Origin of the sequence: Chitinophaga fulva (assembly GCF_012927205.1) — a bacterium.
Classification (GTDB): Bacteria; Bacteroidota; Bacteroidia; order Chitinophagales; family Chitinophagaceae; genus Chitinophaga; species Chitinophaga fulva.
On record NZ_JABBGC010000002.1, the window covers coordinates 252,528 to 264,715 of the forward strand.

Genomic DNA, 12,188 nt, shown 5'->3' on the forward strand with positions numbered 1-12,188 from the left:
CCTTTTCCTGTTGAGGCCTGTTATTTATGGCAAGTACCCATATAGCCCGAGGCTTTGGGGATCCGCATAAAACGATTGAATCCATCATCCGAAAGAAATTGAAACACAACGTAGCCCAGGGCTTCAGCCCTGGGATGGGATGCGATACGATGGACGGAGAATGCCGGGCATAAAAAAGGGGGTATCCTTTCGGATACCCCCTTTCGTTATTTGTTGTGGCTGATTACAGGTCGAATTTGATGCCCTGTGCCAGCGGCAGCTTGTCTGAGTAGTTGATGGTATTGGTCTGGCGGCGCATGTATGCTTTCCATGCGTCGGAGCCGCTTTCTCTGCCACCACCTGTTTCTTTTTCACCGCCGAAGGCGCCGCCTATTTCCGCACCGGAAGTACCGATGTTGACATTGGCGATACCGCAGTCAGAACCGGCGGCAGACAGGAACTGTTCTGCTTCGCGGAGGTTCAGCGTCATGATCGCAGAGGAGAGGCCTTGTGGCACGTCGTTCTGCATGGCGATGGCTTCGGTGAGGGTTTGGTATTTCATCACGTAGAGGATCGGCGCGAAGGTCTCGTGCTGTACGATGGCGTAGGTATTTTCTACGGCAGCGATACAGGGTTTCACGTAGCAGCCGGATTCATATCCTGCGCCTTCGAGGACGCCGCCTTCCACGAGGAAGGTGCCGCCTTGTTCTTTCACCTGGGAGATAGTGTTCAGGTAGGCGTTGACAGCATCTTTATCGATCAACGGCCCTACGTGGTTCTTTTCATCCAGCGGATTGCCGATACGGATCTGTGCGTATGCTTTTACCAGTTTAGCAGTAAAGGCATCGTACACGCTTTCATGGATGATAAGGCGGCGGGTGGAGGTGCAGCGCTGACCGGCAGTACCTACCGCGCCAAATACTGCGCCGATGAGGGTCATGTCCAGGTCTGCGTCTTTAGACACGATGATGGCGTTGTTACCGCCCAGTTCCAGCAGGGAGCGGCCCAGGCGTGCCCCTACGGCGGCGCCTACGCTTTTGCCCATGCGGGTGGAGCCGGTAGCAGATACCAGCGGAATACGATGGTCGTTGGACATCCATTCGCCCGTTTCGCGGCCGCCGGTCACGAGGCAGCAAACGCCCTCCGGTACATTGTTGGCAGCGAATACGGTTTCGACTATACGTTGACACGCCAGCGCGGTCACGGGTGTTTTTTCGGAAGGCTTCCAAATACACACGTTTCCGCAAACCCATGCCAGCATGGAGTTCCAGCTCCACACCGCCACCGGGAAGTTAAAGGCGGAAATAATAGCGGTAATACCCAGCGGATGCCATTGCTCATACATGCGGTGGCCGGGGCGTTCGGAATGCATGCTCAGGCCATAGAGCTGGCGGGAGAGACCTACGGCAAAGTCGCAGATATCGATCATTTCCTGTACTTCTCCATAACCTTCCTGCAGGCTTTTACCCATTTCGTAGGAAACGAGGCGGCCCAGTTGTTCTTTATGTGCACGCAGCGCTTCGCCGATCTGGCGCACAATTTCTCCTCTTCTCGGAGCGGGCCACTGGCGCCACTCTTTGAATGCTTCCTGTGCTACGGCAATTACCGCGTCATAGTTGCTGCGGTCAGCACTTTTTACAGTGGCAATGGTCTTGTTGTCTACCGGTGATACGGACACAATATCTTCTCCGCCGGCTTCCAGCCAGTGTTTGCCCGTGCTGACGCCGCTCTGTTGCGCGCTGATGCCAAAAGCTTTTAAAATATCATCTGCCATGGTGGGTGTATTAGTAAACTAAATTAGGAACTTTTTTTCGTTTGGGTGGAGTACGTGCTTTCAAAGATTTTGTCGGCATTACCTGCTTCAAAGCCTTCCCGGCGGTGTTCGCGACGGACGGCAGTGGCTGGAAGGCCTGCAAATTCCGGCAGCACTTTCCTTTCCGCAAATTCCACATAGGAACCAGCGATTTTGATGGTGTCGCCACCGGCAAAAGTGGCCGGTATCATGCCCGCTACGGTAGCGCTTTGCAGCAGTTTACCATCCGGACTGGTTTTGATTTTTCCGCCGGCGTCATTGAGGATAAAACCATTTTGTTCGAGGAACTGGTTAAACTCCGCAACGGTGTTATATCCTGCGGGCAGGTTATGTACGCTCACCGTAAAATGGTTCAGGTAATAGCGGTTATAAATCACCCACGCGGCATATTCGCTTTCAGCAGCCAGTGTCTGGAAATCCGCCAGGGTAGGAGTACGCCAGAGCCCACTGTGCAGGAAGGTGTCTACGGCTTTGCTGTCATCCAGGTCCAGGAGCGTTACGGGGTCTGCTTTTACTTCATCGGTGTAACTGGTGATAATATCCTGTGCTGTCTGGCTCAGGTCTTTCACCCGCAGCTCACTGATAAAGATGCGCGGATACTTCGGCAATGGCGGTGCATACCACCATGCGTCCAGCTTTTTGGAGGCAAAATAGTAGTGGTCCATTTTCGTATAGCCGTAGTGGAGGAAGATCTTCTCCAGCGACTGTACGCCGAGTTGCGGCACTCCCATGGTACGGAAGGCGATATGATCGTTCTCGATATCGTCTGCTTTCCCGATTAATCCGTTGCTGACCATGGCAGCGATCACTGCTGACACGTCCGGCACCCGCTCCTGGTAACGGCTCATCAGGCCGTTTAATACTTCTTGTAACATGGCGTTTGTTTGAGCTTCCTGCGGCCAGCCTGTGGCTGACTGCTAATTATAATATTGAGCAAACCTGTTGCTGATCAGGTCTTTGAAAATCACGTCTTCCTGTTTTACAAATCCATTGCCTGGCAGCAGGCCTTTGGCATGGAGGTCTATTACCGCACAGGCTGCACCGGCAGTGGTGAGCTGGATAGCGGTAAAGTCTTTGCCGCCTATCTCCTGATTATAGATCTTACGGGAGTAGGAGCGCTGTACCGATCGGCCATTAACGGTACCAGACACAGATACGAATACCAGTACCACATCCTGTGGGGTGAAAGGTATGCTATCTTCCATAATTTCCTTCAGTACATCCCGTTTTTTATTGAGTTTCAGCTCGTTGAGCAATATTTTCATCAGTTGGCAGTGACCGGGATACCGTACGGTTTTATAATCGAGGTTGTATACTTTGCCATCCAGTATTTCCGCGAGGGCAGAGAGGCCACCGGAAGTATTAAAGGCTTCGTATTCTATGCCGTCGAGGGCAAAACGTTCGTAACCTTCGAGCGGCATTACTTCCTTGCGTTCGCCTTCATAGATGGCATCGCAGGGATTGCAGTATTCGTTGATCAGGCCGTCTGTGCTCCAGGTGAGGTTGTACATCAGGCTGTTGGTCGGGAACTGTGGCAGGGCGCCTACGCGCAGTTTTACCGAGTCGAGGGTATCGAACTGTTTGGCGATGTCATAAGCAGCGATGCTGATGAAACCCGGTGCCAGTCCACATTGTGGCATAAAGCTCACTTCCGCGTTCTGTGCAATTTCGCGGATAGCATTGGTCGTGGCCACATCCTCGGTCAGGTCGAAGTAGTGTGTTTTCGCTTTGGCAGCGGCCGCAGCGATTTTCACGTTCAGGAAGAAAGGGCAGGCGCTCAGCACCATGTCCTGTGGTTCCAGGGCTTTTTCCAGCGCAGCAGCGTCGTTTACGTCCAGCCTGGCTTTACTGATATTAGCGTCAGTACATTTGTCCAGCAATGCCTGGTTACTGTCTGCCAGCGTTACCTGATAGTCACCGGACTGTTGTAACAGGAATGCTGCTGTTTCGCCGATCTTGCCGGCGCCGATAATCATTACACGTTTCATAATCTATTGGAATTATTAATAATACACAGATACTGGCCGAAACGTAAGCACAGTATGCCCGCTCTTATACAAGAGGACAGCACCTGGTAAAATTTACCAAGTTTGCAGGGCATAATATCAGCATTATATAAAATAAATGCTGGTGCGGCCGTTACAGCGCAACAGGAATCCCTAACAGGGAGGGACCTACGAAAAATATGTTCAGGGAAAAAATATTACCTGCCTTTCCAACTCATGGCACATGGGAGCAGGTGCTCCGCAGATAGGAGAGAAGAGAGAGTTGTATGTTTAACAGGTAGTTCATTGATGATAATGAAAGAGCTAATATAGGGAAAAATTGCGGAATAGCGGCACAAAGCAGGGCAAAGTTTTTCTGCGGCTGGATAAAAATAAGGCTGACGGGGGTGGAAAAGCGGACTGGCGCGGATTTCCGGAGGGTAAAAATAAAACACGCCGCAGGCGGATGACGGTATTCCCTTTGTAAGGGGAAGATGATCAACCACCCTGCGGCGTGCTGGTATTGCCTGCTAAAACAATGCTGACGCGATGTTCGGCAGGTTATGTTATTAGTATTGTTCGTTGTCGTTCGGGAAATCCTTCGTTTTTACATCCTTGATATAGGCCTGAGTGGCGCCATAAATCTCTGTATAGAGATCGAGGTAGCGGCGGAGGAAGCGGGGCTTGAACTCTTTGTTGATGCCCAGCATATCATGCATTACCAGTACCTGCCCGTCTACATGTTTACCGGCGCCGATACCGATAATCGGAATATGTACCGCTTCGGCCACTTCTTTGGCGAGGGTAGCAGGGATCTTCTCCAGTACAATGGCGAAGCAACCGGCTTCCTGCAACAGTTTGGCGTCGGCGATCAGTTTTTTGGCCTCGGCCTCTTCGGTGGCACGTACGGCATAGGTACCAAATTTATAGATGGACTGCGGCGTGAGGCCGAGATGCCCCATGACCGGCACACCGGCGGAGATGATTCTTTTCACGGATTCAATGATCTCTTCGCCACCTTCTATTTTGATGCCATGAGCGCCTGTTTCCTTCATGATACGGATAGCAGAGCTAAGGGCTTCCTTGGAGTTGCCCTGATAGGAGCCAAAGGGAAGGTCTACCACCACGAAGCAGCGTTTGATGGCGCGTATAACAGACGATGCGTGATAGATCATCTGATCGAGCGTAATGGGCAGCGTTGTTTCATGGCCAGCCATCACGTTGGAGGCAGAGTCGCCCACCAGAATAACGTCGATGCCGGCGTCGTCAAAAATCCTGGCCATGGAAAAATCATAGGCCGTGATCATGGAGATTTTTTCTCCGTCTACTTTCATCTTCTGTAAAACATGCGTAGTGATACGCTTTACGTCCTTATGCACAGACATAGCAATGTTGTTTTATACCAAAAATTCCTCAAAGGTTATGATATAAAAAGGAAAAAGGAAAATTATTTTATGTGTGGTCACTGGAAACCATTTGCCGGAACGGCTATTTCCCGGTACAGCGCTTGTATCAGCCCGTCGGCGAGACCGATCTTGGGCACATATATTTCTTCGGCGCCGGCCCAGCGCATCACATTGATGTATATCTGAAGGGCTGGAACGATAACGTCTGCACGGTCTTCCCGCAGGTTATATACGTGGATGCGTTCTTCCACGGTGAAGGCGCTGAATTCCTTGTAATAATCCTTCAGTGTATCAAGTGAAAGCGGTTTGCCTTCTTTGCGTTTGGAGAGCGAGAATATTTTGTTGATGTTGCCGCCGGAGCCGATAGCGATCACCGGTCCGATGGTCCTGAGTTGCTGTTTGAGAAAATCTTTCAGCTGTTGCCAGGCGCTGTCAGGCACCTGCTGGTGCAGCAGGCGGATGGTACCGATATTAAATGATTCCTTGAAAACGAGGCGGGTACCGCTGAAGAGCGTGAGCTCGGTGCTGCCGCCGCCTACATCAATGTAGAGATACGACTTTGTTTTGTCGAGATGTTCGGCGATATGGTTTTCGTAAATATAAGATGCTTCTTCCTGTCCGGAGATGATATGGACATCGATACCGGTCTGTGTCCTCACTTCCTGTAAAATCATGTTGCCATTGGAGGCGTCCCGCATGGCAGAGGTGGCGCATGCTTTCAGGTATTTCACTTCGTAAACGTCCAACAGCAGTTTGTAGGCCCTGATAGTGTCTATCAGGTGTGTCGCTCTTTTTTCTGAAATAGAACCATGGTCAAATACGTCGAAACCGAGCCGCAGCGGCACTCTTACCAGGTTCACTTTGGTAAAGTCCATCGTTCCCGCACTATTGGGTGATGCTTCGGAGATCAGCAACCGGGCGGCATTGGAACCAATATCAATCGCAGCTAACTTCATTAATTATCAGTCTGTTTTGAGACACAAAAATAACACTTCATTTGGCTATTTGGTCATTTGAATATATGGTTATTTGAGCATTTTGATATTTAGCTATTTAGAGGGCTGTGTTGTAGTGGCACTATAGATAGCTAAATATCAAAGTAACTAAATCTTATTTGTACTGCTTGTCGTGCAGATATTTATAAATCTCGATTTGCGTACGGATTTTTTTATCGCCTTCTTTCTTGTAGTGGTTGGTTTGTTCGTTGTCCAGTATACGGGCTTTCACATTACCACTGAGCTGGATGTTCATGATATCCGCCAGTTCTTTACGTATATCCGGGTCCGTTATAGGCACGGCTGCTTCCACGCGGTGGTCGAGGTTGCGCACCATCCAGTCACAGGAGGCGATGAACACTTTTTCGGCGCCGCCATGATGGAAGATAAATACGCGTGCATGTTCGAGGTATTCATCGACAATGCTGACAGCGGTGATATCTTTTTTCCATTTTTTATTTTCTGTAAAGGCGCAGCAGATGCCGCGGATCACCATTTTGATATCTACGCCGGCTTTGGCCGCTTCATAGAGTTTGCCAATGAGGATGGGGTCGGAGAGGGAGTTCATCTTCAACACCATGCTGGCTTTCTTTTTGTTTTTGGCGTTCTTGATCTCGCGGTCTATCAGGCGGATGTAAGTATCGCGCATATTGAGCGGACTTATCGGTAATGTTTTACAGCCTTCCAGAATTTTAATGTCGTGGCGGGGGCTTTCCAGGTAAGAGAAGATACGGTTGATGTCCGCAATCACGGAGCGGTTGGCGGTCAGCAGGCAATGATCGCCATATACCTGGGCAGTCCTTTCGTTGAGGTTGCCGGTGCTGACGAAGCCGCATTGCACGGTTTTGGTGCCGATCCGTTTTTTGATCACGCACAGTTTGGCGTGCACTTTCATATCGGGAATGCCGAGGAATACTTTTACGCCTTCATCTTCGAGACGTGTTTTCCAGTCGATATTGGCGGCTTCATCAAAGCGGGCGCGCAGTTCCAGCACCACGGTCACTTGTTTTCCGTTGCGGGCAGCGTTCACCAGTGCATTCACAATTTTGGAATTACGGGCAAGCCTGTACGCAGTAATTTTAATGGAAGACACATTCGGATCGATAGCAGCTTCCCGCAGCAAATCGATGATGGTATCGAAAGAGTGGTAGGGGAAGTGCAGCATCACATCCTGGCGCTGTATGACGTGCATCACGCTGGGTGCATCGGCAAACAGCGGATGGATGAAGGTTTTACGATGGGTATGTGGTGGAAAGATAGAATCCGGGAAATCCATAAAGTCTTTGAAATTATGGATACGGGCGCCGGGAATGAGGTTGTCTTTGCCGGAGAGCCCCATTCTGCGGATCAGGTATTCGAGCAGCAGCGGATCGATGTCCTTGTCGTATACAAACCGTACCGGTTTGCCTTTCCGCCGGTCTTTCAGGCCTTTTTCAATCTGATGAATGAGACTGTCGGATATATCGTTGTCGATGTCCAGTTCCGCATCGCGGGTCACCTTGATGATATGGGAAGAGAACTTATCGTAACCGAAGTAGGAGAAGATATGCGGGAGGCAGAAGCGTATCAGGTCTTCCAACAGAATGATGTCATGTTCACCTTCTTTGGAAGGGAGGATGATAAACCGTGGCAATACGTTGGATGGTAATTCAATCAACGCAAATTTCTGCCGTACGGAGTTGTCCTGGCGGGCCAGTACCACGGCGAGATAAATGGATTTATCACGCAGGATGGGGAACTGCTGGATACTTTCAATCATCAGCGGGATGATATTGGTGCGCACCTGTTCATTGAAGTAGTTGAGCACAAATTTCTGTTGTTCCCGGTTGAGATGTTTTTCTGTCCGCAGGAAAATATGCATTGTTTCCAGTTCCTGTGCGATGTCTTTCCATATACGGTCAAACTCGCGTTGCTGGTCTATTACCGTAGCTTGTATGTCGTCCAGTATTTTCCCCGGGTTTTCCTCGAGGTGCATTTTATTGGACTTATTGATGGACATCATGCGTTTGAGGGTGGCTACCCTGACGCGGAAAAATTCATCGAGGTTATTGGAGAAGATGCCGAGGAACCGGATACGTTCCCGCAGTGGTACGCTGGTGTCTGCGGCTTCCTGTAATACTCTTGCGTTGAAGGAGAGCCAGCTGATATCGCGGGCGATCAGTTTTTTGGCGGGGAGCACCGGTACTTTGGGGACCGGGAGCTTTTTGGCCGGTGTCTTTTTGGCCGTATTTTTTTTGCTGGTATTTTTCTTTGTGGGTGCTATAGTTGGTGTCATAATTTCGAGATTCTCCGTATGTGGCATCTTCATACAAACAAGTTTACATTCAAAAATTCACGTTGTTTAATCCACGATAATACTGCTTTCGCGGATGTAATGCCATTAAATTAAAGTTAAGAAAAACCGGTCAAATCAGCGCAGTAGGAAACAAAAGATAATCATCGGTATAAAAAGGAAGTGCATTCAACATCTTGGCCCAGGGCTTTAGCCCTGGGGGAACAAGCCGCAATCATCTTCCTGAAAAAGCAGGAATACAACATGATTGCCCGGGAAATATTCCATAACAATAACGCCTGCGCTTATACGCCGGTGGTAAGATGTTGCTATCAGTATTGATCAGGATTTGGCCGGAGCCGCTGTTTGTTTTTTGTTGAGGATAGGCAACGCCACGAGACTGAGGAATCCTACGAACACCACGAGCAGTGTTTGTACCACCCAGATGATCCAGCCGAAGGCGTATCCGATCACGTAGGAGATGCCGTAGAGTTCAAGGGCTTTCTGTACCAGCGCCTGATAGGCGCCGATACCGCCGGGAGTGACGATCATGCCGATACTGCCGATCATGAGTACGGCGAGGGCCGCGCTGATGCCCAGGTGGGAGGTGTCCTGGAGGCAATAGAAGCCGATATATACCTGGGAGAGGTAGCAGCCCCATATGAGGATGCTTTGAAGGATGAAGGACCATTTGTTCTCCATTTTACCAATGGACAAGATACCTTCCATGACGCCTTTGGCCAGTGCTTTGACGGTAATGGCCGCTTTAGAGCGGGCAAACCGGCGCAGGAGCCAGAGGAGGGCGAGGATGACTGCTATCGCCACAGCGGCCAGTAGCAGGAGCTGCATGCCATTGGCATTGGCTATTTTGGCGGCGATGGGGAGGTAGATATCATGGTGCACGTAGGCGCCCAGTACATCTATCTGTGTGAGGATGGTAACGGCGATCAGCAGCAGGAGGCAGAGCATATCGACTGCTCTTTCCGCGATCATGGTGCCAACGAGCTTATCGGCCGGTATTTTCTCATATTGTGCCAGGATGCCGCAGCGGGTAACTTCCCCCAGCCTGGGAACGGCCAGGTTGGCGAGATATCCGACCATGACGGCAAAGAAGGTGTTAAGGGTGGAGGGTTGGTGTCCCAGTGGTTTCATGAGCAGCTTCCAGCGGGTAGCACGGAGCCAATGGCTGACGAGGCCCATGACCACAGCGGGGATGGCCAGCCAGTAGTTGGCTTTGCGGAGAGCGGCGTTGATCTGGTCCCATTGTTCCGGAGTAAGGTCTTTGGTGACCAGCCATATCAGGAGCACCCCGATGCCGAAAAAACATATAAACTTAATGACGTTCTTAAGCGTTTTGGGCATCATCCAAAGATTTTAGGGTGTTAGCGATCTGTTATGGTGAAGGGATTATAATTTGTTCCCTTCTTTGGGGAAAATGGCAATAGGTGTATATTTCTTTGCTTCTTCAAAGTCCATCGTGGCATAGGAAATAATAATCACAACATCACCGGGAGCAACGAGGCGGGCGGCGGGGCCGTTCATGCAGATAACGCCGGAGCCTCTTTTGCCTTTAATTACGTATGTCTCCAGTCTTTCACCATTGTTGACGTTCAGCACCTGTACTTTTTCGTATTCGATCAGGCCGGCAGCATCCATCAGGTCTTCGTCTATTGTAATACTTCCAACATATTGCAGGTTAGCTTCCGTTACAACCGCACGGTGGATCTTACACTTTAATATTTCTATTTGCATGATTGTTCTGAACTATAATTGCTAAATGAGCAGTTCGCAAAGCTAGGAAAAAAAAGTATTCCGGCAAAGGGTTCCCGCAAAGACACAAAGGATGGCAGGGCACTGTGTATAAAAGCAAAGGAGCGAATGTCGGGTCAGACCTTCGCTCCTTTGTGTTTTTATGTGATGACGTTATATCGCTCCTTGCAGGACCATGTTATCGATCAGCCGGACACCATCGAGCCAGGCGGCGATGGCGGCGATGACGGTGTGATCGCCTGGTGGTTCGTCCATATGGCCGAGGTGGCCGTCTTTCAGCAGGAGGATGTCTACATACTCTGGTTCAAAGCCTTGTTGTTTCAGGTCGTCGAATGCTTCCCGGGCGGCTTCGAGGAGGAAGAGGCCTTTACCGAATTCGTCGCGGAGTTTGAGCAGTGCCTGGTAGATGGCGACGGCTTTTTTGCGGGCGGCGGGAGAGAGGCGTTCGTTGCGGCTGCTCATGGCGAGGCCGGAAGGTTCGCGCAGGGTAGGGCAAACGACCAATTCTATCGTTGAATTAGTGATCTGCAGCAGTTTACGTATTATTAAACATTGCTGCATATCTTTTTGTCCCATAAAAAGCTTGTGAGGCTGCACAATATCCAGTAATTTGTGTACGATACGACCTACCCCCTGGAAGTGGCCGGAACGGAATTTGCCTTCGAGAATGGTTTCCAGGTCGCCGAAGTCATAATGTTCACCACCTGCCAGTCCTTCCGGGTACATTTCCTCAACAGATGGCAGAAAAAGTATATCTGTGGACGCATCGTTTAATTTCTTAATATCCTCTTCAATAGTAATGGGATATTTTTCAAAATCTTTGGGATCGTTGAATTGTGTCGGATTGACAAAAATGCTGCAGACGACAACGTCATTTTCTTTTTTGGCCTCCTGAATAAGTGACAGGTGCCCGTTGTGGAGGGCTCCCATAGTAGGCACAAAACCAATGCTTTTGCTGCTTTTTCTTACCAGGTCCAGGTGCTTCTTCAGGTCATTGCTGCGCTTAAATAGATACATAAAACATTGCTTAAAAGGATGTTAAAACTGACAGATTGGCCAATATTCCGTAAAAAATCCGTAATTTTGCAAGCCAAATTAAAAATTACTGCATTAATAATCAGCGTTAAATGTCCACAAAGAAAAGAATTCTTTTTATTGCCCAAGAGATGTCGCCATACCTGGAACTGAGTGATTATGCGGCGATGGTCAATAAAATGGCAATTAAGTCCAATGAGGCTGGCCTGGAGGTGAGAGTGATCATGCCAAGATTTGGAATTATTAATGAGAGAAGACACCGCTTGCATGAGGTGGTCCGATTGTCGGGAATCAACATTGTGATAGATGGGGATGACTACCCGCTTATCATCAAGGTGGCTTCCCTGCCCAATGCCCGTTTGCAGGTGTATTTCCTGGATAACGAGGATTATTTCAAGCGGAAGACCGTATTTGCAGATGAAAATGAAGAGTTTTTTGATGACAATGCGGCAAGGTCTGTATTCTTCTGTAAAGGCGCCCTGGAAACCGTTAAAAAATTCGGATGGCCGCCGGACATTATTCATTGCAGCGGATGGATGACTTCCCTGATCCCGATGTATCTGAAAACAGCATACAAGAAGGAGCCGGTTTTCGCCCATTCCAAAATTGTTTATTCTTTGTCCCCCAATAGCTTCAAGGAAAAGCTGGGCGCTTCCTTTATCAAGAAGGCGACCATCAGCAACCAGATCAAGGAAAAGGATCTGGAGCTCTTTAAAGAGGGCACCAATACAGCGTTAAACAGAGGGGCCGGCAAGTATGCTGACGCAGTGGTACTGGCCGGAGAGAAGGTGGAGAAAAAAGTTGTGGATGAACTGAAGGCGGAAAAAGGCAAAATCATCTTACCTTACAAAAAAGACAATGATGATCTTGCTGATTACCTGGCACTTTACAATCAACTGCTTGGTAAATAACCTATATTTGGTGAATTTTCGC

General features: G+C 49.5%; 10 protein-coding genes. 1 reads left to right on the plus strand and 9 read right to left on the minus strand.

Translation table 11 applies throughout. The features are described from left to right. Positions 1–223 precede the first annotated feature (223 nt). The 9 genes from amaB to panC form a co-directional block, all read right to left on the minus strand. Complete coding sequence (gene amaB, locus HHL17_RS17740; RefSeq protein ID WP_169226166.1) at positions 224–1,753, minus strand: L-piperidine-6-carboxylate dehydrogenase; 1,530 nt, start codon at positions 1,751–1,753, stop codon at positions 224–226. Between the two features lie 23 nt (positions 1,754–1,776). Then, the gene (locus HHL17_RS17745; protein ID WP_169226167.1) at positions 1,777–2,667 is read right to left on the minus strand and encodes a DUF1338 domain-containing protein; all 891 of its coding nucleotides are present in this window, start codon (positions 2,665–2,667) and stop codon (positions 1,777–1,779) included. 42 nt (positions 2,668–2,709) lie between these two features. After that, complete coding sequence (locus HHL17_RS17750) at positions 2,710–3,780, minus strand: saccharopine dehydrogenase family protein (RefSeq protein WP_169226168.1); 1,071 nt, start codon at positions 3,778–3,780, stop codon at positions 2,710–2,712. A gap of 566 nt (positions 3,781–4,346) precedes the next feature. Continuing rightward, a complete protein-coding gene (gene panB / locus HHL17_RS17755) occupies positions 4,347–5,162 on the minus strand; it encodes a 3-methyl-2-oxobutanoate hydroxymethyltransferase (protein WP_169226169.1) in 816 nt (271 codons plus the stop codon). 77 nt (positions 5,163–5,239) lie between these two features. Next, positions 5,240–6,139: a Ppx/GppA phosphatase family protein gene (locus HHL17_RS17760; RefSeq protein WP_169226170.1), complete on the minus strand. Its 900-nt coding sequence runs from the start codon at positions 6,137–6,139 to the stop codon at positions 5,240–5,242. Between the two features lie 154 nt (positions 6,140–6,293). Beyond that, complete coding sequence (ppk1, locus tag HHL17_RS17765; RefSeq protein ID WP_240975902.1) at positions 6,294–8,486, minus strand: polyphosphate kinase 1; 2,193 nt, start codon at positions 8,484–8,486, stop codon at positions 6,294–6,296. 306 nt (positions 8,487–8,792) lie between these two features. Then, complete coding sequence (locus tag HHL17_RS17770) at positions 8,793–9,812, minus strand: lysylphosphatidylglycerol synthase transmembrane domain-containing protein (RefSeq protein WP_169226171.1); 1,020 nt, start codon at positions 9,810–9,812, stop codon at positions 8,793–8,795. Between the two features lie 45 nt (positions 9,813–9,857). After that, on the minus strand, positions 9,858–10,202 hold the full coding sequence (gene panD, locus HHL17_RS17775) for an aspartate 1-decarboxylase (protein ID WP_078672978.1): 345 nt from the start codon (positions 10,200–10,202) through the stop codon (positions 9,858–9,860). A gap of 171 nt (positions 10,203–10,373) precedes the next feature. Further along, positions 10,374–11,237 carry a pantoate--beta-alanine ligase gene (gene panC, locus HHL17_RS17780; RefSeq protein WP_169226172.1) on the minus strand — a complete coding sequence of 288 codons (864 nt, stop codon included), beginning with the start codon at positions 11,235–11,237 and terminating at the stop codon, positions 10,374–10,376. Positions 11,238–11,347: 110 nt separating this feature from the next. On the opposite strand from panC, the gene HHL17_RS17785 reads away from it, so the two are divergent. Further along, positions 11,348–12,166 carry a glycogen/starch synthase gene (locus HHL17_RS17785; RefSeq protein ID WP_169226173.1) on the plus strand — a complete coding sequence of 273 codons (819 nt, stop codon included), beginning with the start codon at positions 11,348–11,350 and terminating at the stop codon, positions 12,164–12,166. The last annotated feature ends 22 nt before the right edge of the window (positions 12,167–12,188 follow it).

What these genes read in the sequence shown, in the direction of transcription:
- amaB (WP_169226166.1), bottom strand. Translation starts at nt 1,753, where the DNA reads ATGGCAGATGATATTTTAAAAGCTTTTGGCATCAGCGCGCAACAGAGC.
- HHL17_RS17745 (WP_169226167.1), bottom strand. Translation starts at nt 2,667, where the DNA reads ATGTTACAAGAAGTATTAAACGGCCTGATGAGCCGTTACCAGGAGCGG.
- HHL17_RS17750 (WP_169226168.1), bottom strand. Translation starts at nt 3,780, where the DNA reads ATGAAACGTGTAATGATTATCGGCGCCGGCAAGATCGGCGAAACAGCA.
- panB (WP_169226169.1), bottom strand. Translation starts at nt 5,162, where the DNA reads ATGTCTGTGCATAAGGACGTAAAGCGTATCACTACGCATGTTTTACAG.
- HHL17_RS17760 (WP_169226170.1), bottom strand. Translation starts at nt 6,139, where the DNA reads ATGAAGTTAGCTGCGATTGATATTGGTTCCAATGCCGCCCGGTTGCTG.
- ppk1 (WP_240975902.1), bottom strand. Translation starts at nt 8,486, where the DNA reads ATGAAGATGCCACATACGGAGAATCTCGAAATTATGACACCAACTATA.
- HHL17_RS17770 (WP_169226171.1), bottom strand. Translation starts at nt 9,812, where the DNA reads ATGCCCAAAACGCTTAAGAACGTCATTAAGTTTATATGTTTTTTCGGC.
- panD (WP_078672978.1), bottom strand. Translation starts at nt 10,202, where the DNA reads ATGCAAATAGAAATATTAAAGTGTAAGATCCACCGTGCGGTTGTAACG.
- panC (WP_169226172.1), bottom strand. Translation starts at nt 11,237, where the DNA reads ATGTATCTATTTAAGCGCAGCAATGACCTGAAGAAGCACCTGGACCTG.
- HHL17_RS17785 (WP_169226173.1), top strand. Translation starts at nt 11,348, where the DNA reads ATGTCCACAAAGAAAAGAATTCTTTTTATTGCCCAAGAGATGTCGCCA.